Here is a 26,675-nt window from a genome sequence, read left to right on the forward strand (position 1 = left end):
TCGTGCGGGCAGCACCCGCAGCGACCTCACTCGTGCACTTGAAGCCTGGTCATTTCAGGGACTTCATCGTGTGCTCATGTCGGTCGTCCTACCCTGCTAGCGACCCTCGCCCGGTCGGGCTGACCGGACGTAGTGGTTGGCGCATCGACGTGCTCCGCCAGCGCACCGTGGTCAAGGACCTCGGTGATACGCAGCGCACGCCCAAAGGCGCGGCGCCGCACTGCCAGCGCGAAGCAGGCCGGATCCGGGTGCATGTTCGCTCCCCGACCCGGCAGCCTGCGAAGCGGATCAGGCCGGAGACTGTAACCAGCCTCGTCCCTGACCGCGACGATCCGCAGCAATTCGCTGGCCGGCGCACGTTTCCGGCAACCCACACAGGTGCGCTCCGGCTGCGCGCGTCGTACCACTGGAGGAAGTCTACCCCTAGCTGCCCGAGATCGCGCTGCCCGGCTCCCGCACGTGATCAGCTGCCCCACGCGCGGCCGGGGCGGTCTGCTCCGCGTCGGAGCGAATGTCGATCCGCCAACCGGTCAATCGGGCCGCGAGTCGGGCATTCTGCCCCTCCCGACCGATCGCGAGCGAGAGCTGGAAGTCGGGAACGGTCACCCGGGCGGCTCGATTGGCCAGGTCGACCACCTCGACCCGCAGGGCCTTGGCCGGCGACAACGCGTTGCCGACGAAGGTGGCCGGGTCGTCCGACCAGTCGATAATGTCGATCTTCTCACCGTGCAGCTCGCTCATCACGGCGCGAACCCGCTGACCCATCGGGCCGATGCAGGCGCCCTTCGGGTTCACCCCGGGGGTGGTGGAGCGTACGGCGATCTTCGTACGGTGACCTGCCTCACGGGCGATCGCGCCGATCTCCACCGTGCCGTCGGCGATCTCCGGCACCTCCAGCGCGAACAGCTTCTTGACCAGCGCCGGGTGCGACCGGGACAGGGTGATCTGCGGCCCGCGCATGCCCTTGGCCACATGCACCACGACACAGCGGACCCGCTCGCCGTGGGCGTACCGCTCGCCAGGCACCTGCTCGGACTGCGGCAGCACGCCCTCCAACTTGCCCAGGTCGACGCTGACGATGCCCTTCTCGGTCCGCGTCTCGTGCGCCTGCACCACGCCGGTGACCAGGTCGCCCTCACGGCCCACGTACTCACCGAAGTGCACCTCGTCGGTGGCCTCCCGCAGACGCTGGAGGATCACCTGCTTGGCGGTCATGGCGGCGATGCGGCCGAAGTCGTGCGGGGTGTCGTCCCACTCCCGAACGAGACTGCCGTCCTCGTCCATCTCCTGCGCGTACACCAGGGCGGCGCCGGACTTGCGGTCGATCTCCACCCGGGCGTGCGACTCGGCGCCGTCGGTGTGCCGGTAGGCGGTCAGCAACGCGGTCTCGATCGCCGCGAGAATCGTGTCGAACGGGATCTCCCGCTCGCGCTCGAGTGCGCGCAGCGCCGCGAGGTCGATGTTCACCTCTCCTCGTCCTCCACATCATCTTCGTCGTCGATGTCGTCTGAATCGTCGATCTCGTCTGAATCGTCCGCGTCGTCGAACTCTTCGTCCGGCTCGCCCAGCTCGGCGAGCCGGGTGAACTCAACCTGCACGCGGCCCGGGCCCAGTTGGGCGTACGCCCAGGAGGCGCGGCCGTCGTCGGTCTCCAGCTGCACGCCTTCGTCGTCGGCCGCGACCACCCGGCCGGTCAGCTGGCGGTCACCGGCGGGCTGCTCACCACGCTGGCCGGGCAGCGCGGCCGCGCCCCGGGCGGTGACCTTGACCAGCCGGCCCACGTTGCGCCGCCAGTGGCGGGGCAGGGTGAGTGGCCGATCGACGCCCGGCGAGCTGACTTCCAGCTGGTACTCCCCGGCGACGATGTCGCCACCGGCTTCCTCCGCGGCGTCCAGCGCGGCCGAGACCGCACGGGAGACGTCCGCGACGGCGTCCAGGTCGATCCCGCCGTCGGCGTCGACCATCACCCGCACCACGTGCCGGCGACCGGCCCGGGAAACCGACAGGTCCTCCAGGTCGTAGCCCGCGGTGTTGACCACAGGCTCGATCACGGCCCGCAGCCGAGCACGCCGTGCGGAGAGGTCACCGCCTCGGGGACCCGCGGCATCGCGGGGTCGACCCGTGGGTTTGGTGGCACGGCCACGCTGCGTCATCTCCGCACCCTTTCCCTGGTCGACGACGACCGGGTCGTCACGCCATGCCGGCACGCCACCGGAGCGGACGCGCCGGTGGCTGCGCAGAGCGTAACGCGCCTGCCGGGCGGCGGGCCGGGCGGCGCACCGACGCCGGCGCCCCCCGGACCGGCGCGAATGGTGTTGACTTGCCCGGTGGGGATCGGCAGAGCGACACAGCGCGACCAAGCATCCGGACATTCCCGGCGAAAGCTCCTACGCGGCGGGGTGCTCCTGGCGCTCGGCGGCGCTGCGGCGCCGCTGACCGGCTGTGATCTTTTCGACCGCGACGATCAGCCAGCGCCACCGCCGGACCCGCTGCGGCCGATGGTGGACGAGTCACTCGTGCTGGCCGCCGCGTACCAGGCGAGCGCGGCGGCACATCCCGAGCTGGCCGACCGCCTCGGCGCGATCGCCGAGGCGCACACCGCGCACGCCACCGAGCTGGCCCGGGTGATCGGCGTCGCCCTGCCGTCGACGGTCGCCACCCCGCCAGCCGACCCGACCGGCGCGCTCGCAGCCCTACGCGCAATGGAGAAGACCGCCCAGCAGTCCGCCACCGTCGCCTGCGCCGCGGCGCCCGCGGAACGGGCAGCGCTGCTCGGGTCGATCGCCGCCGCCCGGGCCACCCATCAGGAGGCACTGAAGTGAGGCAACCGTCCGCCGGGGAGGCGCTCACCTCCGCCCTCTCCGCTGAGTACGCGGCCATCTACGCCTACGGGCGGATCGGCGTCCGGCTCACCGGGGCCGCACGGGAGGCGGCACACCAGGCCGAGGCCGCGCACCGACGCAGGCGCGACACGCTGGTAATGCAACTCACCACCGCCGGCGGCGTCGTGCCGCCGGACCGCGCCGGGTACGCGCTGCCGTTCCCCGTCACCGACCGGGCAAGCGCTCTGCGGCTCGCCGCCGAGGTGGAGGAGCGCACGGCCGCGCACTGGCGGGCAGCTCTGGCGTCCACCACCGGCGCCGACCGGGACCAGGCACTGGCCGCCCTGGTCGAGTACGCCGTACGGGCCACCCGCTGGCGGAAGACGGCCGGGCTGACCCCGCTGACTGTCCCGTTTCCCGGTCGGCCAACCTGAACCGGTCGGCTCCGGTTGCGGTGCGCATACCAGGTATGCATACTCCGTTGCCATGTCCATCCGTCACGGGTTGCTCGCCCTGCTCGAACGCGGCCAGATGTACGGCTACCAGCTGCGCGCCGCGTTCGAGGAGTCGACCGGCTCGACCTGGCCGCTGAACATCGGGCAGGTCTACACCACGCTGTCCCGGCTGGAACGGGACGGTCTGGTGCGCCCGCTGCCGGAGAGCGAAGCCGGGCAACGCCCGTACGAGATCACCGACGCCGGCCGGGCGGACCTGGCCCTGTGGTTCGCCACCCCGGTCAGCCGTACCGAACGGCCCCGCGACGAACTGGCGATCAAGCTGGCGTTGGCGCTGACCACCCCCGGGGTGGACGTCCGCTCGGTGGTGCAGGCCCAGCGCAGCGCGACGATGCGGGCCCTGCAGGAGCTGACCCGGTTGAAGTACGGCAGCAACCGACCGGAGGACCTCCCCTGGCGCCTCGTGCTGGACTCCATGGTGTTCCAGGCCGAGGCGGAGGTGCGCTGGCTGGACCACTGCGAGACGAGTCTGGTCCGGCACCAGCCCAGCGGCCCGGCACCCCCCGCTCCTCCTCGACCGGGGGACGGCGACGCGCGTGACGCGGCGCGATGGGCCGGCGAGGAGGCGCGACGGTGAGCGGGTCGGACGACGCGGTGCTGGACCTGCGCGCCGTCCACCGCACCCACGGGGCCGGAGCGGCGGCGGTGCACGCGTTGCGTGGCGTCAGCCTGGTTGTTCGGCCCGGTGAGCTGGTCGCCGTGATGGGCCCGTCCGGCTCCGGCAAGTCGACGTTGTTGGCCCTCGCCGGTGGGCTGGACCGCCCGACCCGCGGCGAGGTCCGGGTCGAGGGGCAACCGCTGGGGGCACTGGACCGTCGCGGGCTGGCCCAGCTGCGCCGCCGCCGGATCGGCTACATCTTCCAGCAGCTCAACCTGCTGGGCAGCCTGAGCGCACTGGAGAACGTGGCGCTTCCGCTGGAGCTCGACGGCGTCAGCGGACGCCGGGCGCGCGCGTTGGCCCTGACCGCGCTCACCGAGGTGGGCCTGCCCGCACTGGGTGACCGCTTCCCGGACCAGCTCTCCGGCGGTCAGCAGCAGCGGGTGGCCATCGCCCGCGCTCTGGTGGGCGAGCGCCGGCTGGTGCTCGCCGACGAGCCCACCGGGGCACTGGACTCGCAGACCGGCGAGGCGGTGCTGCACCTGCTGCGCCGCCGGATCGACGCGGGCGCCGCCGGGGTGCTGGTCACCCATGAGGCGCGGCACGCCGGCTGGGCCGACCGGGTGGTGTTCCTCCGCGACGGCGTGCTGGTCGACACGACGGCACCGCTGAGCAGCGTCGAGCAGCTGCTGTCCGGCAGCGATCGGTGACCATCCGCCGTGCGGTGCGGGCACCCGGCCGGGTCGACGCACCCGCGGCGCGGCCGATCACGTCACCCGCCCCCGTCGGCCGGCGGCGGATCGCCGAACTGACCGGCTCCTGGCGGACGGCGCTGCGGATCGCCCGGCGGGAGTCACGCCGGGCCCGACGACGAACCGCCCTGGTGCTCGCGATGATCGCCCTGCCGGTGGCGGCGCTGGCCTTCCTGGCGGCGAGCTACGACATGGCCGAGCTGACCCCGCAGGAACGCGTCGACCGCCAGCTCGGCGTGGCCGACGCGGAGCTGCGCTGGGTTGCTGACACCCCGGTAAGACAGGACGAGTGGGGTGACAGCTGGTACACGCCCGAGGGCGAGCACTCAGCCGCCGGCACTGCGACCGCCGCCCAGGTGACCGCACTGCTCGGACCGGGCAGCCGGGCCACCGAGGTGCGCACCCGGGTCTCGCTGACACTGCGGGGCCCGCACCGGAACGAGGACGTGGACGGGCGGGTGCTGGACCTCACCGATCCCCTGGCCCGCGGGCTGGTGCGGTTCCGCGCCGGCCGGGCGCCGCAGCAGGCCGGCGAGGTCGCGGTGAGCCCGGCGGCGCTACGCCGCCTGGACCTGCGCCTCGGCCACGCCGTGGCCGTCGCCGACGGGAGCAGGGCGTACACGGTGGTCGGGGTGGTCGAGTTCCCCGACGATCTCGGCGCGGTGGTGGCGCTGCATCCAGGGGCGGTGCCACGGGCCGGCTCCGAACCGGACAGCACCTGGCTGGCGGACGTACCCGGCACCGTCGACGCCGCGCTGGTGTCCCGGCTCAACGACCGGGGTGTGGTGGTCGTCCCACGTCATCCGGCCGGCGCGGCGGCCGAGTCGAACCGGATCTTGTCCCGGTCGATCGGTCCGAGCGACCCCGGCGACCTGAGCACCCTCGTGCTGATCGCCGGCCTCGGGCTACTGGAGGTCGTGCTGCTGGTCGGGCCGGCCTTCGCCGTCGGCGTCCGTCGCCGACGACGGGACCTGGCGCTGGTCGCGGTGGCCGGCGGCGACGCAGCCCAGCTTCGCCGGGTCGTACTGGCCGACGGGGTCGTGCTGGGCGTCCTGGGCGCCGCCGTCGGCCTGCTTGTCGGCGTCGGCGCGGCGTTCGCCGGTCGTCCGCTGGTGGAGCAGTACGTCTTCGGCGCCCGCTTCGGCGGATACCGCTGCTGGCCGACCGCCCTGGCGCTGCTCGGTGGGGTCGCGGTGCTGGCCGGGGTGCTCGCTGCTCTGGCACCGGCCTGGACCGCGGCCCGACAGGACGTCAGCGCCGGGCTCGCCGGGCGACGCACCCCACCGGTGTCCCGGACCCGGTGGTTGGCCATCGGGTTGGCACTGGTGGGCGGCGGGGCGGGCCTGGCGGCGTTCGGGGCCACCCGCACCTCCCCCGCGGTGATCCTCACCGGCCTGATCCTGGGCGAACTGGGCCTGGTGTGCTGCACACCCACGCTGATCGGAGGGCTCGCCCGACTCGGCCGGGTGTTGCCACTGGCGCCACGGATCGCGCTGCGCGATGCCAGCCGCAACCGGGCCGCCGCAGCGCCGGCCATCTGCGCCGTGATGGCCGCCGTCGCCAGCAGCGTCGCGCTCGGCGGTTACCTGGCCAGCGACGGCACGCGCGACGCGCGCGCCTATCAGCCGGCGTTGCCGACCGGCCACGTGCTGGTCAACCCGAACGAGTCTGGCCGGCAGGCCACGCTGGCCCAGGTCACCGCCGCAGCCCGGGAACAGCTGGGTACCGGCGGGGTCGCACCGGTGTACGCGGTGGGCTGCGCGCCGGCGGGCACCGGTTACTGCGACGTCGAGCCGGTGCTGCCGCCGGAGCGGGCCTGCCCCTTTCAGCCCGGGGACAGCCTCTCCGAGGCGCACCGCCGGCAGGCCCGGGCCGACCCGCGCTGTCTGATCCGTGAGGCGGACTACTACGGCGGCTACGTCGCGACGGAGGTGGACGACGGAACCGCACTGCCGCTCCTCACCGGCGCGGACCCGGCGGCGACCGCCGCCGCCACGGCGGTGCTGCGTGCTGGCGGTGTGGTGGTGACCGACCCGCGCTACCTGCACGACGGCCTGGTGACCATCCGGGTGAGCCAGGCGGACGCCGGGCCGGACCGACCGACGGCCACCCGAGACCTTGCCGGGTACGCGCTGCCTGTGGCGGTCGGCCAGTCCCGCCTGCTGCTGTCCACGGCCGCGGCCCGACAACTCGGCCTGAGCTGGTCCCCGGCCGGCTGGGTGATCGGCACCACCACAGCGCCCGACGAGGCCCAGCAGAAACGGTTCGCCGCCGACCTGCGGCCCTACGGGACCTTCTCCCTGTCCGTGGAGTACGGCGGCGCCCCCCGCGACGTCTCACCGCTGCTTCTGCTGCTCGGGGCGGCGGCCGGGCTGATCACGATAGGGGCGGCCGGCATAGCCACCGCGCTCGCCGCCGCCGAGGGGCGCTCCGAGCTGACCACCCTCGCGGCCGTCGGCGCGGCACCCGGGGTACGCCGACTGCTGGCCATCTGCCAGGCCGGGGTCATCGCCGGCCTCGGTTCGGTGCTCGGCATCGTGGCCGGGCTGGGCACCGCCGCGATCGTGCTGTTCTCGGTCAACCGGCAGTACGCCACCGACTGGCCGATTCCCGATCCGTACCCGTTCCTGGTGCCGTGGCCCGCGCTCGGGGTCCTGGTGCTGGTGCCGGTGGTGGCGATGCTCGGGGCGGGTCTGTTCACCCGCGCCCAGCTGCCAATCGAACGGCGGTTGGACTGACTTCCACGGCCTGGCCGGCCGGTTGGTAACCCGGGCGCGCAGGGGGGTGCCGCAGAGGCGCGGCAGCCGGCAGACTGATCCGCGTGTCAGTCCTGGGAGCCCTCACCCGTCGAGTCGGTCATCACCGCTGGTTCGGCGCCGCCGCACGTCTACTGGTCCCCGCCGACCGGGTGGTCGGTCGACTCACCCGGGGGCGGGTGGTCGCACTCGGCCTGATCCCGTCCCTGGTGATCACCACGACCGGCCGCCGCTCCGGCAAGCCCCGCAGCAATCCGCTGCTCTACGTGCCCGACGGCGACGCGTACGTGGTGATCGGCTCCAACTGGGGGCAGACCCATCAGCCCAGTTGGGCGACGAACCTGCTCGCCGATCCGGTCGCGGAGGTGAACGTCAAGGGGCGGCGGCTCCCGGTGCGGGCAGAGCCGGCCACCGGCACCGAACGGGACCGGCTGTGGCAGCTGCTGGTCACCGAGTGGCCCGCGTACCGCACGTACGTGCAGCGGGCCGGCGACCGGGAGATCCGCATCTTCCGGCTGGTGCCGACCGGGCGCGGCGCACCGGCCGGTCCACCGTCTGCTGGCTAGGCTGACGCTGGGCAGCGAGGCGGAGGCGGGGTCCGTGAGCGCGAGGAGTGAGCCGGGGTTGCGAGCCCCGCAGTCGCGAACAAAGGCGGGTCCGTGAGCGCTAGCAGCGAACAGGCCGGTGTTGGCCGGGGCCTCGACGATCGACGGTGGACGGTCGCGGAGCGGGTCGCCGAGGCGGTCCGACGGCGGTTCCCGGCCGACGTGCTCGCGGTCGCGGTGCACGGGCCTCTGGCGCACGGCGACGACGACGGCGGTGGGGACCGCGAGGCGGGAATGCTGGTGGTCACCTACCGGTCGGGCACCGGCCCGCCGCCAGCGACGCGGCGGGTGGACGGGGTGCTGGTCGACCTGACCGTGGCCTCCGCCGAGGACTACCTCGGGCAGGCCCGGGTGCTCTCTCCGCTCTGGCCGCTGACCGCCGACCGGTACGTGACCACGCAGGCGTTGCACGATCCGACGGGCTGGTTGCGGACGCTGCGCGACGAGCATCTCGGCCGGCTGGCCCGGGCCCGGCCGGCGGAGTTCAGCACCGCGGCCCGGCAGGCCTGGTACCGAGGCAGCGCGGCGCACTCCCGGGCCGCCCGGCTCGCCGAGTGGTACGAGACCGACCAGGCGCTGCTGATGCTCGGTGAGGCGCGGTTGGCGGCGGCCACGGTGACCGGCCTGCTGAGCCGCACCTACTTCCGTGACCCCGGGGACGCGGTACAACGCACCGGGTTGGCCGGCGCGGACATGACCGAGGTGGGTGTGGTGCTGGCCCGGCAGGCCGAGGAGTTGGCCGCCCGTGGTCGCGCGGTCGACGGCACCGTCGACGAGCTACTCACCACCTGACCGGCGTCACAGCCCGCCCTGCACACCGATCAGCGAGCCGATCAAATAGGTGGCGCCGGCGGCTGCGGCGCCCAGCAGCAGTTGGCGCAGACCGCCCGTCCACCAGGGACGGTTGGTGAAGCGGGCCACCACCGCACCGGCGGCGAACAGCCCGAGCCCGCCGACGGCGAGTGCCAGCCACAGCTCGGTTGCGCCGAACAGGTACGTCAGCAGCGGGATCAACGCGCCCACCGAGAAGAACAGGAACGACGAGATCGCCGCCGTCCACGGGCTGGGCTGGTCGTCGGGGTCGACGCCCAACTCCTCGCGGACGTGCACCCGCAGCGCTTCCTCCGGGTCGCGCCGCACCGCCTCCGCGACCTGGGTGGCGAGATCCCGGGGAAGGCCCCGTGCCACCCACGCGTCGGCCAGTTCCCGGGCCTCCGCCTCGGGGTGCCGTTCCAGTTCGCGCCGCTCCTTTGCCACCTCGGCGGCGACCTGTTCGTTCGCGGAGCGCACGCTGGTGTACTCGCCGAGCCCCATGGAGATCGCACCGGCCACCAGGCCGGCGGAGCCGGTCAGCACGATGCTGCGGGGCGACACCCCGCCGCCTCCTACTCCGGCGATCAGGGCGATGTTGGTGACGAGACCGTCCATCGCACCGAAGACGGCAGGGCGCAGCCAGCCGCCGGAGACGTCCGCGTGGTGCGCCTCGCGCAGCGCCGCTGGGGTGTCGGTCACGGCGCCTGCCCTTCGTTCGCGACTGCGGGACTTCGCTTCGCTGCGTTCCTCGCGCTCACGGCAGGGTCAGGATCTCGTGGCCGTCGTCGGTCACCACGATGGTGTGCTCGAACTGGGCGGTCCACTTCCGGTCCTTGGTGACCACGGTCCACCCGTCGTCCCACATGTCGTACTGGTAGGTGCCGAGCGTGATCATCGGCTCGATGGTGAACGTCATTCCCGGCTCCATGATGTCGGTGGGGCGCGGGCTGTCGTAGTGCGGCACGAAGAGCCCGCTGTGGAAGGACTCGCCGATGCCGTGGCCAGTGAAGTCGCGGACGACTCCGTAGCCGAACCGCTTGGCGTACGACTCGATGACCCGGCCCACGACGTTGATCTGGCGACCCGGGGCGACCGCGCGGATGCCGCGCATCATCGCCTCGTGGGTGCGCTCGACCAGCAGCCGGGCCTCCTCGCTGACCTCGCCGACACAGAAGGTGGCGTCGGTGTCACCGTGCACCCCACCGATGTACGCGGTCACGTCGACGTTGATGATGTCGCCGTCCTGCAGGACGGTGGAGTCCGGGATGCCGTGGCAGATGACCTCGTTGAGGCTGGTGCAGCATGCCTTGGGGAAGCCCTTGTAGCCCAGTGTCGACGGGTACGCGTCGTGATCGCAGAGGAACTCGTGCACCACCTTGTCGATGTCGTCGGTGGTCACGCCGGGCTTGCAGTGCTCGCCGGCGAGTTGGGTCGCCTGCGCGGCGAGACGGCTCGCGATCCGCATCTTCTCGATGGTTTCCGAGGTCTGCACGTGCGAGCCACGCCACTCCTGCGGGCGCTCCTTGCCCACGTACTCCGGGCGGGGAATGTGGGTGGGCACCGGGCGCATCGGGGAGAGCGTGCCTGGGGTCAGCGGCGGGCGGACGGTCATGCCGCAAGCCTATCGCCGGAGCTGCCGGTGACCGGCGCCACGGCAGGCCCCGACCGGTTGTTGCCCTGCCAGGTCGCCTGTGCCATGGTGTCTGCGTGGATCAAGGGGGAGCACCACCAGTCTTCTCCGCCAGCGCGGAGATCGACGGTGACCACCTCCGCGTGGTGGTGGCCGGTGAGGTCGACATGGCGACCGCCGACACCATGCTCAACACCGCGCTGCGTGAGCCCGCCGAGCAGATCACCCTCGATCTGAGCGCGGTCACCTTCTTCGACTCGGCCGCCATCCACGCGCTGGTCCGGCTCGCCCAGCAGTTTTCGGGCACGCTCACCGTGCTGCCGTCCCGGCAGGTCCGCCGGGTGTTGGAGATCTCCGGCCTGGGCGAGCAGAGCTGGCTCAGGCCGGCCTGAGACACCCCGGCCGTCGCCGGGCGCACGGTCAGCTCCGCAGCTGCCGGCGCAGCGTCACCTCGGTGCCCTCATCGGTACGCCGCACCGACAGGTCGCCCAGGGCCTTGATCAGGGTCAGCCCACGCCCCCGGAACCCGGAGTTGGTCGACTCGCGCCACTGCCCGCTGTCGCGCACCGTGGCGGTCACCGTCCGATCGTCGATGGACACCTCCACACTGATCATGGCCTCGGCGGGGTGGACCGGGTGCTCGATGGCGTTCGCGGCGGCCTCGGAGACGGCGACGGTCAGGTCGAACAGGTCCGTCTCACCCACCGCGTGCGCGACCAGGAAGTCCTCCAGGCGCTTGCGCAGCACGCTCAGCCGGGTCGGGTCCGCCGGCAGCCGCAACACGAAACGGTTCAGCTCCGCCGCTTCCAGGGCGAGGATCGCCACGTCGTCACGGCGCGGCTGCCCGGCGACCCGCTCGACCACCGCGTCGATCAGGTCCACCACGTGCTCACCCGGGGTCGCCGCGTCGACGCACAGCTGAGCCAGCGCGGCGTCGATGTCGAGCTGACGGTCCTCGATCAGCCCGTCGGTGTAGAGCAGCAGCCGACTACCGGGTGCCAACTCCCCCTCGACCCCCTCGTACGTCGCGTCGGGGATGGCGCCGACCGGTGGGCCGAGCGCACGGTCGTGCAGGAAAGTGACGTCGCTTCCTCTGATCACCAGTGGGGACGGGTGACCGGCGCTCGCGTACCGCAGACGGCCGGTCCGCGGGTTGAACAGCAGACAGACCACCGTCGCGAAGGATCGACGCTCGGTGGACCCGACCAGCCGGTTGAGCCGGGTCAGCGACTCACCCGGGTCGTAGCCCTCCAGCAGGTACGCCCGCAGCGCGTTGCGCAGTTGCCCCATCGCCGCGGCGGCCTGGACGCCCTTGCCGACCACGTCCCCGATGACCAGGACCAGTTCGTCGTCCTTGAGAGCGATCGCGTCGTACCAGTCACCGCCGACCTCGACGTCGGCGCTGCCGGGTAGGTACCGGCTGGCCACCACCGCGCCGGGCAGCTGGGGCAGTGACCGGGGCAGCAGGCTGTGCTGCAACGTGGTGGCGATGCGGTGTTCGGCTTCGTAGAGCTGGGCGTTCTCCAGACGCACCCCGACCAGTCGGGCCAGCTGGGTCAACGCGGCCTCGTCGGCCTGCGCGTCGTCGCCGACCGGCCGCCAGACCCGCAACTCGCCGAGCGTTTCGCCGGTGGTGCCCGTCAGCTCGGCCACGAAGAACGGGTCGGTGGCGGTGGCGCCGCCGGTGTCCGCCTCGGATCGGGCGCCGGTCGCGGTCACCACCACCCGGGCGGCCTCGGCGAGGCTGAGCGCGTGCCGGGCGGCGACCTGGAGCACGTCGCCGGTGGACCGGGCGGTGTTCACCGCCACCGCCGCGTCGGCCAGTGCCCGGAGCCGACGGATGATCTGCCCGCGAAGCTGACCCAGCTCGACGTTGGCCCGGACCCGGGCGATCAGCTCCTGGCTGGTGAACGGCTTGGTGAGGTAGTCGTCGGCGCCGACGGAGAGGCCGGCGACGGCCTCGGCGGAGCCGGCCCGGGCGGAGAGCAGCACGATCGGCACATGCCGGGTACGCGGGTCCACGCGTAGCGCGCTCACCAGCCCGAACCCGTCCAGCCGGGGCATCATCACATCGGTGAGCACCAGATCGAAGCCGCCCTCGCGGGCCAGCGGCAGTGCCGCCAGCCCATCGGTCGCGGTGACCACCTCCCAGGTCGGGGAGAGCAGCCGGGTGACGTGCTCGCGCAGGTCGGCGTTGTCGTCGACGACCAGAATGCGTCCGGCCGGGGTGCCCTCCGTCGGCCGGCTGTCGAACTCCGGTGCCGGGCCGGCGCCGGTCCACAGCGCGGTCTCCGCCACATACAACCGGGCCTGCTCCGGCGCACCCGCGGGCAGGGGGCCGAACGCCGCCACCCGGTCCGCGGGGAGGTGGGCCGACCCGAACGGGACGGTCACCGTGAAGGTGCTGCCCTCGTCGAGCTGGCTGGTCAGCCCGACCTCGCCGCCGTGCATCTCGACCAGCTCCCGGACCAGCGCCAGGCCGATCCCGGTGCCCTCGTGGGTGCGCGCGCGCACCCCGGGCACCCGGTGGAAGCGCTCGAAGACGTGCGGCAGCTCGTCCGGCACGATGCCGACGCCCGTGTCGCTCACCTCCAGCCGGGCCGCGCCGTCCGTGGCCCGGACCCGGACCCGGATCTCGCCGTCGAAGGTGAACTTGACCGCATTCGACACCAGATTGAGGACGATCTTTTCCCACATGTCCCGGTCGACGAAGACCGGCTCCGAAAGCGGCGGGCAGTCCACCACCAGCCGCAACCCGGCCCGGTCGGTGGCTGAGCGGAAGGTGCTGGCCAGCCGGGCGGTGTAGCCGGCGAGGTCGGTGGGCTGGTAGCGGGCGGCGAGCCGCCCGGACTCCAGCCGGGAGAAGTCCAGCACGGTGTTGACCAGCTTGAGCAGGCGCAGCGCGTTGCGGTGCATCATGGTGAGCCGGGCGATCTCGGCGGCAGGCAGCGCCGGCTCTGCCAGCATGTCCTCCAGTGGGCCGAGCACCAGGGTCAGCGGGGTACGAAACTCGTGGCTGACGTTGGCGAAGAAGTTGGTCTTCGCCTGGTCCAGCGCGGCCAGCTCGGCGGCACGGGCCCGTTGCTGCTCGTGCTCCCGCTGCGTGCCGACCGCACGGGAGATCTGGGCGCCGACCAGGTCGAGGAACTTGCGGTAGTCGTCGCTGAGCGGCAGCCGGCGTGCCACGCCGACGACCAGCGCGCCGACCGTCTGGTTGGTCGCCGTGAGGGGAAGCACGAGGGCCTGGTCGGCGGCGTCGACCGGCGTCGGGTCGAGCAGATCGGCCACCTCGACCGTGCCGGCCTGGCCGTCGGCGGTCACCCGGGCCAGCAGCTCCGGGGTGACGCCGACGGCGGCCAGGTCGGTGCCGGTCGACCCGGCCAGGGTGAGCCGGCCGCTGTCGTCGGCCAGGTAGATCAAGGCGAAGGGCACGTCCGCCCGGTACCGGACGAGCACCTCGGCGGCGGTCCGCCCGAGTTCGGCGGCACTGCCGATGTCGCTCAGGTCGGCACCCAGTTCGGCCAGTGCCCGCAGCCGGCGCTCGCCGAGCACCCGGCCGGTGGTCTCGTTGACGATGCAGTAGACGCCACTGACCGAGCCGTCGTCACCCCAGATCGGGTCGTACGACACGTTGAAGTAGGTCTGCTCGACGAAGCCGTGCCGGTCCAGCAGGAACGGGTGGTCCTCGCCGCGGTAGGAGCGCCCGGTGCGCCGGACGCCATCGAGCAGCGGGCCGAGCACCGCCCAGGTCTCCGCCCAGTGCGGGCGGGCCGGTTGGCCGAGCACGTCCGGGTGTTTGCTGCCGATGGTCGGCCGATAGGCGTCGTTGTAGAAGGCGAGCTGGTCGTCGCCCCAGAACATGACGATCTGCGCGCTTGAGGCGAGCATCATGCCGATCGAGTTGGAGAGCGCCACGGGCCACTGACCGGGTGCGCCCAGTGGACCGCTGGACCAGTCGAAGCCGCTCAGCCGCTCACCCATCTCGCCACCGGCCACGAAAGCGGCTGCCAGCATCGGGGGGATCTCCCGTCCGGACGCGACGGGATGATGCCCAGCGTCCGCGCCCCCGTGGGCCGAGCTCATACAGCCTCCCCGCTCCGGTCGTGCCCCGCGACCGTTGATCTTCACCTGCCGTGCTCCGACTTGTACCCCAGCGGATCAGCAACGTAACGCATGACGATGCTTGGACGCTGTTTATGTCCGCCGGGGCCGTCGGGCACCGGACAGTGCGGGTACGCAACCGCGTCGAGCGGCAGTTGCCGGAGCGCCGTGCCGGGTCAGAAGACGGGCAGCCCGTCGATGCTCGCCGCGTTCCTGGTGGCCCGGTAGTCCACCAGGTCGTCGGTGGTACGGCGGGAGTGTGACGTGAGCAACAGGTCACGTTCGGCGCGGAAGTCCATCAATGGCACCGCGTAGCCGCAGGAGTCGCTGACCCGCTCCACCTCGACGGTGATCACGGCCCGGACGGCGTGCACGTCCGGCGGGGCGGGAAACTCCGCGAGCCGGTCGGCGAAGGCGCCCTCGGTCACCGCGACGCTGCTGCCCCGACCGTGCAGGCGGACGATCTTCGGCGGCCCGTCGAAGGCGCAGAACATCAACGTGATCCGGCCGTTGTCGCGCAGGTGGGCGATGGTCTCCGCCCCACTGCCGTGGTAGTCGAGGTAGGCCACCCGGTGCGAGCCGAGGATGACGAACGTGCCCCGCATGCCCTTCGGCGAGACGTTGACGTGCCCCTCGGCACCGGACGGCGCGGTGGCCACGAAGAAGACCGACTGGGCCGCGATGAAGTCACGCAGTCGACCGTCGATCTCCGGATAGACCTTGCCCATGCGCCGATCCTCCCACCGGCCACACCACCGGGCGGGAGCGACGTCCGTCACATCCGTCGTCAACACGCTGACCAGCAGCCTCGACCAGCGCCGTGATCGGGCGAGGATCCGGCTCGTTCTCCGGATGCCACTGCACGCCGAGCACGAACGGCAGAGCCGGGTCCTCGACCGCCTCGACAACGCCGTCCTCCGCCCAACCGGTGACCGCGAGCCGGCCCGGCTCGGCGACTGCCTGGTGGTGGTACGAGTTGACCTGGTCCACCCCGGCCAGCACCGTCGCGGCCAGGCTTCCCGGCGTGAACCGCACCGCGTGGCCGCCGTAGACGCCGGGCGCCGGACGGTGCGCCTCATGACCAACCACGTCGGGCAGGTGCTGGTGCAGGGTGCCGCCGTAGGCGACGGCGAGCAACTGCATCCCCCGGCACACGCCCAGCACCGGCAACTCGGCGGCGAGCGCGGCGGCCAACAGGGTCAGCTCGCCAGCGTCCCGGTCCGGCCGATCCTCGGTACGCGGGTCGGGCGGCTGGCCGTACCGCCCCGGGCCCACATCGGCGCCACCGGCGAGCAGCAGCCCGTCGAGGACGGCCAACACGTCGCCGTCCACGTCGTCCGGCGGCAGCACCACCGCCCGGCCGCCGGCGGCCGTCACCGCCCGCACGTACGCCTCGGGCACCAGCACGGCCGGCACGCCCCGCCAGGCCGCCCAGTCGGCGGGCTCGACGTAAGCGCTGATCCCGATCAGCGGCCGGCGCCTCAGGGCAGGCAGCATTCGCGACTGCGGGGCCGCGCTCATAGGGGCGTGACGTATGCGCCCGTGATGCCGCCGTCGACCACGAACTGCGCGGCGGTCATGAACGAGGCGTCGTCGCTGGCCAGGAACGCCACCGCGGCGGCGATCTCCTCCGGTTGCCCGAAGCGGCCCATCGGCACGTGCACCAGCCGGCGGGCGGCGCGCTCCGGGTCGGCGGCGAACAGCTCCAGCAGCAACGGGGTGGCCACCGGGCCGGGACACAGCGCGTTGACCCGGATGCCCTCGCGGGCGAACTGCACACCCAACTCCCTGGTCATCGCCAGCACGCCGCCCTTGCTCGCGGTGTACGCGATCTGCGACGTCGCCGCGCCCATCAGCGCCACGAACGAGGCGGTGTTGATGATCGAGCCCTTGCCCTGGCGGCGCATGTGCGGAATGGCGTACTTGCAGCACAGGTAGACGCTCGTGGTGTTGACCCGCAGCACCCGCTCCCACGCGTCGAGGCGGGTGTCCAGAATGGAGTCGTCGTCCGGCGGTGAGATGCCGGCGTTGTTGAACGCGATGTCCACCCGGCCATGCCGGTCCGCCACCCCGTCGAACAGGTCGCGTACCGCCGACTCGTCGGCCACGTCGGTCGCCACGAACTCACCGCCGCACTCGTTGGCGGCCTTCTCGCCGGCCGCCGCGTCGATGTCCACGCAGATCACCCGGGCCCCCTCGGCGGCGAACCGCCGGACGGTGGCCAACCCGATGCCGCTACCCGCTCCGGTGACCACGGCCACCCGGTCCTGCAACCGACCCTGCACTGGCGTCACTCCTCTGTCGAAATGAACACGTTCTTGACGTCGGTGAAGGAGTGCAGCGCGTCCGGGCCCAGCTCACGGCCGAGTCCAGAGCGCTTCATCCCGCCGAACGGGGTCCAGTAGCGCACGGAGGAGTGCGAGTTGACGCTGAGGTTGCCCGCGTCGACAGCGCGGGCCAGGCGGAGGGCGCGACCCACGTCCCGGGTCCAGATCGAGCCGGAGAGGCCGTACTCGGTGTCGTTGGCGAGCCGGATCGCGTCGGCCTCGTCGTCGAACGGCAGTACCGAGACCACCGGGCCGAAGATCTCCTCCCGCCAGTGCCGGTCGGCCGGCGAGTCGGCCAGCAGCACCGTGGGCGCGTGCCAGAACCCGGGGCCGTCGGGGCAGGAGCCGGTGAAGGCGACCTTCGCCCCGGCCAGGTAGCTGGCGACCCGGTCCCGCTGAGCCGCGGAGATCAGGGGACCCATCTCGGCGGTGTCCCGGGACGGGTCCTCCACCCGCACTGCGCGTACCGCTGGTTCGAGTAGTGCCAGGAAGCGGTCGTACACCGGACGCTGGACCAGGATCCGCGACCGTGCGCAGCAGTCCTGGCCTGCGTTGTCGAAGACCGCGCCCGGCGCGGTCGCGGCGGCGCGCTCCAGGTCGGCGTCGGCGAACACGATGTTCGCGCTCTTGCCGCCCAGCTCCAGGGTGAGTCGCTTCACCTGGGCGGCGCAGCCGGCCATGATCCGTGTGCCGACCTCGGTGGAGCCGGTGAAGCAGATCTTGCGGACCGCCGTGTGGCTGACGAACCGCTCCCCCACCACCGAGCCCTCCCCCGGTACGACGATGAACACGTCCTCGGGCAGACCGGCCTCGCGGGCCAGCTCCGCCAGCCGCAGCGCGGTGAGCGGGGTCAGCTCGGCGGGCTTGAGCACCACGGTGTTGCCGGCGGCGAGGGCCGGGACGAACCCCCAGGCGGCGATCGGCATCGGGAAGTTCCACGGCACGATGACGCCGACCACGCCAAGTGGCTCGTGGAAGGTGACGTCCAATCCACCGGGCACCGGGATCTGCCGCCCGGTCAGTCGCTCGGGCGCGCCGGCGTAGTAGTCCAGCACGTCGCGAACGTTGCCGGCCTCCCAGCGGGCGTTGCCGATGGTGTGCCCGGAGTTGCGGACCTCCAGCGCCGCCAACTCGTCCAGATGCGCGTCGACGACAGCGGCGAACCGCCGCAGCAACCGAGCCCGATCCCCCGCCCCCACCCCCCGCCAAACCTCAAAAGCCGCAGCGGCCCGCGAGATGATCGCATCAACCTCCCCCACGGAAGCCCCGCTGACCTCCCGAAACCCCACCCCAGAAGCCGGATCAACAACCAAAGTCACGCCCCCACCGCCCCTCTTTGTCGATCATGGAGTTGTGGTGCCTCGCGAAAGCCGCAATCCACCGCACTCCGGCCACCACTACTCCATGATCGACGCGGCAGGGTGGGCGGACGAGACCGTTAGAGGCGTTCGAAGCCACGGGTCAGTTCCCAGTCGGTTACCGCTGCGTCGTACGCCGCGATCTCCACTCTTGCCTGGTTGGCGTAGTGGGCCAGCACCTCGTCGCCGAAGGCGCTTCGGGCCACCGTGGAGTTTTCCCAGAGGGTCAGGGCGTCGCGGAGGGTGCCGGGCACGCGCTCGGCCTCGGGGTCGTCGTACGCGTTGCCGGTGCACTCCTCGCCCAGCTCCAGCTCCCCGTCGATGCCGTGCAGCGCGCCGGCCACCAACCCGGCGATCGCCAGGTACGGGTTGACGTCGGCGCCGGGCACCCGATTCTCCACCCGCATGCCCTGCCCGTGCCCGACCACCCGCAACGCGCAGGTGCGGTTGTCCACCCCCCAACGCAGCGCCGTCGGCGCGAACGACCCCGGTTGGTAGCGCTTGTAGGAGTTGATGTTCGGGGCGAAGAGCAGGCTGAACTCCCGCATGGTGGCCAGCAGCCCGGCGAGCACCCGCTGCCCGGTCTGCGACAGGTGCGCCGGCCCGTCACCGAGCATCGCCGACGAGCCGGACGAGTCCCGCAGCGAGAAGTGGATGTGACAGGAGTTGCCCTCGCGCTCGTTCGGCTTGGCCATGAAGGTGATCGCCATGCCCTCCTGGGCGGCGATCTCCTTGGCGCCGTTCTTGTAGATCACGTGATGGTCGGCGCAGGCCACCGCCTCGTCGTAGCGGAACGCGATCTCGTGCTGGCCGAGATTGCACTCACCCTTGGCGCTCTCCGGGGTCAGCCCCGCCCCGGCCATCTCGGTGCGGATCCGGCGCAGCAGCGGCTCCACCCGGGCGGTGCCGAGCAGCGAGTAGTCCACGTTGTACTGGTTGGCCGGGGTCAGATCGCGGTAGCCGCGCCGCCAGGCGTCCTCGTACGAGTCGCGGAACAGCACGAACTCCAGCTCGGTGCCGGCGTACGCGGTCAGCCCGTGCTCGGCGAGCCGGTCCAACTGTCGGCGCAGGATCTGCCGGGGCGAGGCGACCACGTCACCCGAACCGTCGAGCCAGGTCAGGTCGGCCAGCAGCAGCGCGGAGCCGGGCTGCCAGGGCACCCGACGCAGCGTGCCGAAATCCGGCACCATCGCGAAGTCGCCGTAGCCGCGCTCCCAGCTCGACATCGCGTACCCGTCGACGGTGTTCATGTCGACGTCCACGGCGAGCAGGTAGTTGCAGCCCTCGCTGCCGTTGGCCACCACCTGGTCGAGGAAGAAGGGCGCGTGGAACCGTTTGCCCTGTAACCGGCCCTGCATGTCGACGAGGGCCAGCACCACCGTGTCGATCTCACCCTCGGCGACGGCGACCCGCAGTTGTTCCAGCGTGAGCGGCGCTTTCCTCATTCGCGGGCCTCCATCACCAAGGTCTACCGGTCGAACGGATCACCGTCAATGCCCGCTGCGGCCACCCCCGCAAACGGGGATCGCTCGGATACCCGGAGACGGCCGTACCGCGTCCCGGTCCGCCGTGCGGCGGACCGGGACGAACGGGTCAGCCCGGCCCGTCGACCGGTGCCGGGTCGGGCGACCGCGCCGGCTCCTCGACGGTACGCACGGGGCCGGTGAACCACTTGCGGGCCGAGGCGTACCACCAGACGGCGACCACCAGCAGCACCCCGCCGACGGCCAGCGGCGCGTAGTTCACCGCCGACCAGGTGAACCCGTCGTTGCCGGGCACCCCGGCGGGCACGATCGGCAGCACGAAGTAGACCGCGATCACCGCGATCTCGATCACGGCGATCCAGCCGAGCACCTTGTACTTCCGTCCCAACGTCCACGGCCCGGGGGTGAACCGGTCGCCCATCCGCAGCCGCAGTGCGATCGGGATGAGGAAGGACAGGTAGAGCCCGAGCACCGCGACGGAGACGACTGCGTAGAAGGCGATCGGGATGCCGGCGGAGCTCTCGTAGAGCGCCGGCAGGGTGAGGACCATGCCGGCCAGGGTGGCGCCGATGATCGCGTTGGCCGGGGTGCCGTTGCGGTCGACCTTCGACCAGAGCCGCCAGCCCGGCACCGCCCGGTCGCGGCTGAACGCGTACGCCATGCGGCTCATCGATGTCACACAGCTCATCCCGCAGAAGAACTGCCCGATGGTGGAGATGATGATGACGACCTTGAAGAAGACCGGGGTCAGCGCGGACTCGAAGATCGCACCGGAGAAGCCGCCCGCGGCGTTGACCGCCTCGACGTCGGTGGCCGCGAAGAGGAACGCCAGCAGCAGGATCCAGCCGCCGACCGCCGAATAGAAGATCGACTGCCAGAGCCCGCGGGCGGCGGCCTGTGAGGCGCCCCTGGTCTCCTCGGAGACGTGCGCACAGGCGTCGAAGCCGGTGATCGTGTACTGGGTCAGCAGGAAGCCCAGCGGCAGTACGTAGAACCAGAACGTCAGCCCGCCGATGTCCCCGTCACCGAAGCCGGAGTTGTTGAACCGCTCGGTGAACACGAACTGGAAGCTCTGGTGGTTGTCGGGCACGAAGACCAGGATGGCCACCACGACGGCCGCGCCGGCCACGTGCCACCAGACCGAGACATTCTGGAGTACGTCGATGATCCGGTGCCCGAAGATGTTGATCAGACCGTGCAGCGCCAGGATGATCACGAAGAGGATGAACGCCTGACGCAGCGTCCCGGCCCAGCCGTCGAAGAGCGCCGACAGGGTGAGGTTGAGGAACGTCGCGCAGCCGTAGTCGACCGAGGCGGTGACCGCCACCAGACCGATCAGGTTCAACCAGCCGGTGAACCAGCCGTGCACCGGGCGGCCCATGGTGGCCGCCCACCAGTAGATCCCGCCGGCCGTCGGGTACGCCGACACCAGCTCGGCCATGCAGAAGCCGATGATCAGGATGAACAGTGAGATCAGCGGCCAGCCCCAGGAGATGGCGACCGGCCCGCCGTTGTTCCACGCCTGGCCGAACGTGGTGAAGCAGCCGGCCAGGATCGAGATGATCGAGAACGAGATGGCGAAGTTGGAGAAGCCACTCCACTTGCGGCGCAGCTCCTGTTTGTAGCCGAGTTCGGCGAGCCGTCGGGCGTCGTCGTCCATCGGATGCTCGGCGGTTGGCACGGGGGTCGTTGCCACTGCACACCTCCCTGAGGTGGTTCCGCGTGCGAGTGCGCAAAGTGTGATCCCGGCCGATCAAGGCGGTCAATACGTAGTCGGTGGGAATCTCACCGCCGTGGCGGCTAATTGTGTTGCCACTCCGGCCACCCCGGCCGCATCCTTGACCCCGTGACCAGGCCCGTTCGCGACGGGCCACCCCCCGGGCGCTCGGACCGCCCGGCCGCGGCGGCGCGGGGCACGACCTCTCTCTCACGTACGGCGATCCGCCGTACCCGACGAGTGCCCCGCGCCCCCACCCCTCCTTCTTGCGGTGATCAAGAGGGGTCAGGTGAGGAGGAGGCCGGCTGCCCAGAGAGCTGTGATGATCACGCAGGCCATGAACTCGACCAGCATCGACAGGCCGGCTGCTTTGAGCGCCTGCACGGTGGACGGCCAGGCGAGTTGGTTGCTGCCGAGCCGCAGCCGTTCCGCCGCCCAGACCCCGCCGACGAAGCCGAGCACCAGCCCCACGACCGGCACCACGAAGAACCCCACGATGCCGAGCACCCCGCCGGCGAGCAGCGTGGACGTCGGCACGCCCGTGCGTTTCAGGTTCCGCCCGGGCCACGCGTACTTGATCACGGTGCCGCTCGCGGCGACCAACGTGGCAGCGGCGAACACCGCCCAGCCACCCATGCCGGCACCGCCGAAGATCGCCCAGACCAGCACCCCACCCCAGCAGAGCGGCAACGCCGGCAGACCGGGCACCACCACGCCCGCCAACCCGGCCAGGATGGCCAGCGCGGCCACCACGGTCACCACCGTCTGCGAATCCGTCAGGCTCACGCCGCCACCCCGCCGCGCAGCCGGGCCGTTATCGCATCGGCCGGTGCCGGGGCGCCGAAGTATCGGCCCTGCCCGGTGTCGCAGCGCAGCGCCCGCAACCGTTCCGCCTGCACCCCGGTCTCCACCGCCTCGGCGGTGACCCACAGCTCCAACGCGTGCGCCAACCGGACCAACGCGTCGACGATCCGTTCGTCGCGGTGGTCGGCGGCGACGTCGGCCCCATCGGCGCGGATGCCCTCGACGAACGGGCCGGCGAGCTTCAGGGAGTGGATCGGCAGCCGCCGCAGGTACGCCAGGTTGGAGTACCCGGTGCCGAAGTCGTCCACGGCCAGCCGGACGCCGAGCGCGGCGAGCCGGTGCAGGCTGCGCAGCGGCTCACCGGCGCTGCCCATCACGGCGCTCTCGGTCAGCTCCAGCTGGAGCAGCTCCGCCGGCAGCCCGCTGGTGTGCAGCGCGTCTGCCACCGTGTCCACGATCGCCGGGTCGTCGGCCTGCCGCGCGGCCAGGTTGACGCTGACCACCAGCTTGGCGTCGGGGAACTCCCGCCGCCACTGCTCGGCGTCCTGGCAGGCCTGCCGCAGCACCCACTCGCCGAGCCGGACGATCAGGCCGGTCTCCTCGGCGAGGCCGATGAACCGGTCCGGCCCGATCAGACCCAGCTCCGGATGTTCCCACCGGACCAGCGCCTCCACCGCGAGCATGCTGCCCTCCAGTAGCGAAACGATCGGCTGGTAATGCAGCACGAACTCACCCCGGTCCAGTGCGGCCGGCAGCCCGGCGACCAGCGCCGATCGGGCGATGTCCCGGGCGCTGCGCTCCGGGTCGTAGACCGCCCACCGGCCCCGGCCAGCCGCCTTGGCCCAGTAGAGCGTGCTGTCCGCTGCTTTCATCAGCTCCGACGCGGTGGTCTCCGCGGCCGGACACTCCACGATGCCCACACTGGCCGAGACGGCCAACTGATGGGCACCGACGTGCACCGGGGCCGCGACGGCGGCCAGCGCGGCCTCCGCGACAGCCACCGCGTCCTCGATGTCGTCCCCGCCGTCGACGAGGATCACGAACTCGTCGCCACCCATCCGGGCGACCAGGTGGCCATGGTCGGCCACGCACGCGGCCAGCCTCCGGCCGATCATCACCAGCAGCCGGTCACCCAGGTCGTGGCCGAGGCTGTCGTTGATCGCCTTGAAGCCATCCAGGTCGAGGAAGCACACCCCGACCCGCTGCCCGGAACCCGCGGTGTCGAGGACCCGGCCCAGCGTCTCGAAGAACAGCGTCCGGTTGGGCAGCCCGGTCAGCGGGTCGTGCAGCGCCTGGAAGCGCAGCCGCTGCTGGAGTTCGTACCGCTGGGTGATGTCCTCGATCAGCGCGACGGTGAACCGGGGCCGGCCGTCGTTTCGGATCAGCGAGACGGCCAGATCCGTCCAGACCACGGTGCCGTCCTTGCGGTGGTAACGCTTCTCCACCCGGACCGCGTCGTGCTTGCCGTCGATCAGCTCCTGGTACAGCTCCCACATCCCGGCGGCGTCGTCGGCGTGGAACAGCGCCGCCACGTTGGTCTCGCGCAACTCCTCGATCGAGTAGCCGAGCATGTCGGCGAACGCCTGGTTGACGTCGATGATCCGACCGTCCACGCCGGCGATGCCGATCCCGATCGCGGCGCCGGTGAAGACCGCCCGGAACCGTGCCTCGCTGTCGCGCAACGCCTGCTCGACCTCGTCGCGCGCCTGCCAGGCTGACCGGGCGATCCGCTCCTGCTGGCTGAAGGTGCGGTCGCGCAGCGCGCCGGCGAACCCGGCGGCCAGCCCGCCCTGCACCGCCGCGATCCGGTCGGCCAGGTCCGCGGGCTGGTCTCCCACGCCCAGCACCCGGTGCGGGAAGTCCACACCGAGGGCGTGCAGCGTCCAGTCCAGAGCCTGCGGTTCGGTGAGGTGCGCCTCCACCAGCGCTCGCCCGACCTCCTCGGCGGGGCGAGCGGTGAACGGCTCCGCCCGCACCGCCTGCGCCAGCCGGATCGTGTGCACCAGCAACAGCCGCTCGGTCTCGGCCGCGCTGAGGGGCACGAAACCGAGTCGCCGAACCGCGCGGGCCCAGTCGCCGGCGTACCCCTGGGCGTCGGTCCGGCCAGCGTCGACCCCGTTGGGATCCGGGACGGCGGCCACTGGAGATCAGCCTGCGGGCTGGTCGTACCGGCCGACGCCCCCGAAGGCACCGAACCGCTCGGGGTGCTCATCCACATCGGACGCCGAGTCGGGACGCCAGAGCGGCATGTGCACCACGCCCGGTTCGAGGACCGTCCAATCGCCGAAGAAGCCGTTGACCTGTGCGCGGGAGCGCAACGTGATCTCAGTGTCCGTCCGTGCGGAGAGGCGTTGGGCGTCCAGCATCTCCTGCGGCTGATCCTCGAAGGTGGAGTGCGAGATGACCAGGAAGCTGCCCGGCGCGGCGGCGGCCCGCAGGGTGGCCAGGACCTCCTCGGGCCGGTCGCTGTCCGGAACGAAATGCACCACCCCGGCCAGCAGGATGCCCATCGGCCGACTGAAGTCGATCAGCCCGAGCTGCCGGGTCTCGGCGAGGATCCGCTCCGGCTCCCGTAGGTCAGCGTGGATGACGCCGGTCAGCTCGTTGCCTGCGAGCAGCTCCCGGCTGTGCGCGACGGCCACCGGGTCGATGTCGACGTACACCACCCGGGCCTTGGGGTTCGCCCCCTGCGCCACCTCGTGCACGTTGCCCACGGTGGGAATTCCGGAGCCGATGTCGAGGAACTGGTCGATGCCGGCGTCGAGCAGCACCCGGACGGCCCGGCGCAGGAAGTCACGGCCGGAACGCATGGTGGCGGCGAGATTCGGGGTCATGCTGGCGATCTGCTCGGCCAACTGCCGGTCGATCTCGAAGTTGTGCGCCCCGCCCAGGAAATAGTCGTACACCCGGGCCGCGCTCGGCCTGGTCAGATCGATCTCGGTCGGCAGTCCATCCGGCATCAGCGTGCTCCCCAGTTCATCGCCGCGGCGCGGGACGGCACCAGCGTCGGGGCGTGCCGCGAGCACCGGTCGACCCGCGGGTCGTGTGGTGTGGACCACTCTAGGCGGCTGACTCCCGCGTTCGGGAGATCCCTCCACGCTGTTTCCGCGCTCAGTCGGCCGATTCCAGCAGCAACGAGATGCCCTGCCCGACACCAATGCACATGGTGGCCAGCGCCCTGCGGCCTCCGCGACGGCGCAACTCCAGGGCGGCGGTCAGCGCCAGCCGCGCGCCGCTGGCACCGAGCGGGTGCCCCAACGCGATGGCGCCTCCGTTCGGGTTGACGTGGTCGGCGTCCACGGGCAACCCCAGCTCACGCAGCACCGCCACGGACTGCGCGGCGAACGCCTCGTTCAGCTCGATCACATCGATCGCGCTCAGCTCGACGCCGACCCGGTCGAGCAGCTTGCGGGTGGCCGGCACCGGGCCGATCCCCATGACCCGGGGCGGCACGCCGGCCGCCGCAGCGCCGCCGATACGGGCCAGCGGAGTGAGGCCGTACCGATGCACCGCCGCCTCGCTGGCCACCAGCAGCGCGACCGCGCCGTCGTTGACGCCCGAGGAGTTGCCGGCGGTCACGGTGCCGCCGTCGCGGAACGGGGTGGGCAGCGCGGCCAACTTCTCCAGCGAGGTCTCCCGAGGATGCTCGTCGACCTCGATCAACCGGGTCTCCCGGCGGCCCGCCGGGACGGACACCGCCACGATCTCCTCGGCGAACCGGCCGTCGGCCTGCGCCTTGGCCGCGCGCTGCTGCGAGCGGTACGCGAAGGCATCCTGCTCGGCCCGGCTGACGCCGTACTCGGCGGCCACGTTCTCCGCCGTCTCCGGCATCGAGTCGACCCCCCACCCGTCCCGCATCAGCGGGTTCACCAGCCGCCAGCCCAGGGTGGTGTCGTACACCTCGGCGGAGCGGGAGTACGCCGACGTCGCCTTCGGCATGACGAAGGGCGCCCGGCTCATGCTCTCCACCCCGCCGGCGACCACCAGCTCCGCGTCCCCGGCGACGATGGACCGGGCGGCGGTGGCGAGGGCGTCCAGCCCGGAGCCGCAGAGCCGGTTGACCGTGCTGCCCGGCACCTCCTCGGGCAGGCCGGCCAGCAGCGCCGCCATCCGGGCCACATTGCGATTGTCCTCGCCGGCCTGGTTGGCGCAGCCGAGCACGACGTCGTCCACCCGCGCCCAGTCCACCGACGGGTGACGGGCAACCAACTCACGGATCACGTGCGCGGCCAGGTCGTCGGGGCGGACACCGGCCAGTGCGCCCGCGTACCGGCCGATCGGGGTACGGACACCGGCCACCAGGTATGCCACGGTCATCGCGAGTCCTTCGGGGGTGCAGACGGCGGGGGTGGGGGCACGCCCACCGGGTCGCGAGGGCTGCCAGCCGCCAGGA

24 protein-coding genes are annotated in these 26,675 nt (G+C 72.0%); 8 read left to right on the plus strand and 16 right to left on the minus strand.

What is annotated here, in order from left to right; all coding sequences use genetic code 11:
* Positions 1–74 precede the first annotated feature (74 nt).
* Genes ABZT18_RS02170 through rimP form a run of 3 tightly spaced genes read right to left on the minus strand, consistent with a single transcriptional unit; the run spans position 75 to position 2,153 of the window.
* Positions 75–407 (minus strand): YlxR family protein, encoded by a 333-nt coding sequence (locus ABZT18_RS02170; RefSeq protein ID WP_354993208.1) that lies wholly within the window; start codon positions 405–407, stop codon positions 75–77.
* Positions 408–423: 16 nt separating this feature from the next.
* A complete protein-coding gene (nusA, locus tag ABZT18_RS02175) occupies positions 424–1,467 on the minus strand; it encodes a transcription termination factor NusA (protein ID WP_354993207.1) in 1,044 nt (347 codons plus the stop codon).
* Positions 1,464–2,153, minus strand: coding sequence for a ribosome maturation factor RimP (gene rimP / locus ABZT18_RS02180; protein WP_355250168.1), 690 nt, complete (start codon positions 2,151–2,153; stop codon positions 1,464–1,466). Before rimP ends, nusA begins: the two co-directional genes overlap by 4 nt.
* A gap of 156 nt (positions 2,154–2,309) precedes the next feature.
* Here rimP and ABZT18_RS02185 point away from each other — a divergent pair, with 156 nt between their 5' ends.
* The 7 genes from ABZT18_RS02185 (at position 2,310) to ABZT18_RS02215 (ending at position 8,840) form a co-directional block, all read left to right on the plus strand.
* A complete protein-coding gene (locus tag ABZT18_RS02185; RefSeq protein ID WP_354993205.1) occupies positions 2,310–2,822 on the plus strand; it encodes a hypothetical protein in 513 nt (170 codons plus the stop codon).
* Entirely contained in the window at positions 2,819–3,256 is a 438-nt protein-coding gene (locus ABZT18_RS02190) for a ferritin-like domain-containing protein (protein WP_354993204.1), read from the plus strand. The genes ABZT18_RS02185 and ABZT18_RS02190 overlap by 4 nt, the downstream gene beginning before the upstream one ends.
* A 52-nt stretch (positions 3,257–3,308) precedes the next feature.
* Positions 3,309–3,914 (plus strand): PadR family transcriptional regulator, encoded by a 606-nt coding sequence (locus ABZT18_RS02195; protein ID WP_354993203.1) that lies wholly within the window; start codon positions 3,309–3,311, stop codon positions 3,912–3,914.
* Positions 3,887–4,645 carry an ABC transporter ATP-binding protein gene (locus ABZT18_RS02200; protein ID WP_355250171.1) on the plus strand — a complete coding sequence of 253 codons (759 nt, stop codon included), beginning with the start codon at positions 3,887–3,889 and terminating at the stop codon, positions 4,643–4,645. Before ABZT18_RS02195 ends, ABZT18_RS02200 begins: the two co-directional genes overlap by 28 nt.
* The gene (locus ABZT18_RS02205) at positions 4,642–7,425 is read left to right on the plus strand and encodes an FtsX-like permease family protein (RefSeq protein ID WP_355250174.1); all 2,784 of its coding nucleotides are present in this window, start codon (positions 4,642–4,644) and stop codon (positions 7,423–7,425) included. Before ABZT18_RS02200 ends, ABZT18_RS02205 begins: the two co-directional genes overlap by 4 nt.
* Before the next feature lie 83 nt (positions 7,426–7,508).
* On the plus strand, positions 7,509–8,009 hold the full coding sequence (locus ABZT18_RS02210; RefSeq protein ID WP_354993200.1) for a nitroreductase/quinone reductase family protein: 501 nt from the start codon (positions 7,509–7,511) through the stop codon (positions 8,007–8,009).
* A 93-nt stretch (positions 8,010–8,102) separates the two neighbouring features.
* A complete protein-coding gene (locus tag ABZT18_RS02215) occupies positions 8,103–8,840 on the plus strand; it encodes a nucleotidyltransferase domain-containing protein (RefSeq protein ID WP_354993199.1) in 738 nt (245 codons plus the stop codon).
* A gap of 6 nt (positions 8,841–8,846) precedes the next feature.
* Here the strand turns inward: ABZT18_RS02215 and ABZT18_RS02220 are convergent, their stop codons facing one another.
* Both ABZT18_RS02220 and map read right to left on the minus strand, forming a co-directional pair.
* A complete protein-coding gene (locus tag ABZT18_RS02220) occupies positions 8,847–9,560 on the minus strand; it encodes a VIT1/CCC1 transporter family protein (protein ID WP_354993198.1) in 714 nt (237 codons plus the stop codon).
* 55 nt (positions 9,561–9,615) lie between these two features.
* On the minus strand, positions 9,616–10,473 hold the full coding sequence (gene map, locus ABZT18_RS02225; RefSeq protein ID WP_354993197.1) for a type I methionyl aminopeptidase: 858 nt from the start codon (positions 10,471–10,473) through the stop codon (positions 9,616–9,618).
* Positions 10,474–10,568: 95 nt separating this feature from the next.
* Between map and ABZT18_RS02230 the strand changes: the two genes are divergently transcribed.
* Positions 10,569–10,883 (plus strand): STAS domain-containing protein, encoded by a 315-nt coding sequence (locus ABZT18_RS02230; protein WP_354993196.1) that lies wholly within the window; start codon positions 10,569–10,571, stop codon positions 10,881–10,883.
* Between the two features lie 28 nt (positions 10,884–10,911).
* Here ABZT18_RS02230 and ABZT18_RS02235 read toward each other — a convergent pair whose 3' ends face one another.
* The 11 genes from ABZT18_RS02235 to pcaF form a co-directional block, all read right to left on the minus strand.
* Entirely contained in the window at positions 10,912–14,505 is a 3,594-nt protein-coding gene (locus tag ABZT18_RS02235) for a SpoIIE family protein phosphatase (RefSeq protein WP_355250177.1), read from the minus strand.
* A gap of 263 nt (positions 14,506–14,768) precedes the next feature.
* On the minus strand, positions 14,769–15,320 hold the full coding sequence (locus ABZT18_RS02240) for a pyridoxamine 5'-phosphate oxidase family protein (protein ID WP_355250180.1): 552 nt from the start codon (positions 15,318–15,320) through the stop codon (positions 14,769–14,771).
* A complete protein-coding gene (locus ABZT18_RS02245; RefSeq protein ID WP_354993193.1) occupies positions 15,280–16,089 on the minus strand; it encodes a gamma-glutamyl-gamma-aminobutyrate hydrolase family protein in 810 nt (269 codons plus the stop codon). Before ABZT18_RS02245 ends, ABZT18_RS02240 begins: the two co-directional genes overlap by 41 nt.
* A gap of 20 nt (positions 16,090–16,109) precedes the next feature.
* Positions 16,110–16,877: a 3-oxoacyl-ACP reductase gene (locus ABZT18_RS02250; protein WP_354993192.1), complete on the minus strand. Its 768-nt coding sequence runs from the start codon at positions 16,875–16,877 to the stop codon at positions 16,110–16,112.
* Positions 16,878–16,882: 5 nt separating this feature from the next.
* A complete protein-coding gene (locus ABZT18_RS02255; protein WP_354993584.1) occupies positions 16,883–18,232 on the minus strand; it encodes an aldehyde dehydrogenase family protein in 1,350 nt (449 codons plus the stop codon).
* Positions 18,233–18,357: 125 nt separating this feature from the next.
* A complete protein-coding gene (locus ABZT18_RS02260) occupies positions 18,358–19,722 on the minus strand; it encodes a glutamine synthetase family protein (RefSeq protein ID WP_354993191.1) in 1,365 nt (454 codons plus the stop codon).
* 148 nt (positions 19,723–19,870) lie between these two features.
* On the minus strand, positions 19,871–21,457 hold the full coding sequence (locus tag ABZT18_RS02265; protein WP_354993190.1) for an amino acid permease: 1,587 nt from the start codon (positions 21,455–21,457) through the stop codon (positions 19,871–19,873).
* A gap of 306 nt (positions 21,458–21,763) precedes the next feature.
* A complete protein-coding gene (locus tag ABZT18_RS02270; protein ID WP_354993189.1) occupies positions 21,764–22,264 on the minus strand; it encodes a DUF456 domain-containing protein in 501 nt (166 codons plus the stop codon).
* Positions 22,261–24,423 (minus strand): EAL domain-containing protein, encoded by a 2,163-nt coding sequence (locus ABZT18_RS02275; RefSeq protein WP_354993188.1) that lies wholly within the window; start codon positions 24,421–24,423, stop codon positions 22,261–22,263. The genes ABZT18_RS02270 and ABZT18_RS02275 overlap by 4 nt, the downstream gene beginning before the upstream one ends.
* A gap of 6 nt (positions 24,424–24,429) precedes the next feature.
* Entirely contained in the window at positions 24,430–25,242 is an 813-nt protein-coding gene (locus ABZT18_RS02280) for an SAM-dependent methyltransferase (RefSeq protein ID WP_354993187.1), read from the minus strand.
* Positions 25,243–25,393: 151 nt separating this feature from the next.
* Positions 25,394–26,599 (minus strand): 3-oxoadipyl-CoA thiolase, encoded by a 1,206-nt coding sequence (pcaF, locus tag ABZT18_RS02285; RefSeq protein ID WP_354993186.1) that lies wholly within the window; start codon positions 26,597–26,599, stop codon positions 25,394–25,396.
* Between the last annotated feature and the right edge of the window lie 76 nt (positions 26,600–26,675).

The organism is Micromonospora sp. NPDC005291 (assembly GCF_040607415.1).
GTDB lineage: Bacteria > Actinomycetota > Actinomycetes > Mycobacteriales > Micromonosporaceae > Micromonospora.

Excerpts from the sequence above, each read along its gene's own strand:
- rimP (WP_355250168.1), bottom strand. The coding sequence starts at position 2,153 with ATGACGCAGCGTGGCCGTGCCACCAAACCCACGGGTCGACCCCGCGAT.
- ABZT18_RS02185 (WP_354993205.1), top strand. The coding sequence starts at position 2,310 with ATGGTGTTGACTTGCCCGGTGGGGATCGGCAGAGCGACACAGCGCGAC.
- ABZT18_RS02235 (WP_355250177.1), bottom strand. The coding sequence starts at position 14,505 with ATGCTGGCAGCCGCTTTCGTGGCCGGTGGCGAGATGGGTGAGCGGCTG.
- ABZT18_RS02200 (WP_355250171.1), top strand. The coding sequence starts at position 3,887 with ATGGGCCGGCGAGGAGGCGCGACGGTGAGCGGGTCGGACGACGCGGTG.
- ABZT18_RS02260 (WP_354993191.1), bottom strand. The coding sequence starts at position 19,722 with ATGAGGAAAGCGCCGCTCACGCTGGAACAACTGCGGGTCGCCGTCGCC.
- ABZT18_RS02240 (WP_355250180.1), bottom strand. The coding sequence starts at position 15,320 with ATGGGCAAGGTCTATCCGGAGATCGACGGTCGACTGCGTGACTTCATC.
- ABZT18_RS02195 (WP_354993203.1), top strand. The coding sequence starts at position 3,309 with ATGTCCATCCGTCACGGGTTGCTCGCCCTGCTCGAACGCGGCCAGATG.
- ABZT18_RS02245 (WP_354993193.1), bottom strand. The coding sequence starts at position 16,089 with ATGCTGCCTGCCCTGAGGCGCCGGCCGCTGATCGGGATCAGCGCTTAC.
- map (WP_354993197.1), bottom strand. The coding sequence starts at position 10,473 with ATGACCGTCCGCCCGCCGCTGACCCCAGGCACGCTCTCCCCGATGCGC.
- ABZT18_RS02280 (WP_354993187.1), bottom strand. The coding sequence starts at position 25,242 with ATGCCGGATGGACTGCCGACCGAGATCGATCTGACCAGGCCGAGCGCG.
- pcaF (WP_354993186.1), bottom strand. The coding sequence starts at position 26,599 with ATGACCGTGGCATACCTGGTGGCCGGTGTCCGTACCCCGATCGGCCGG.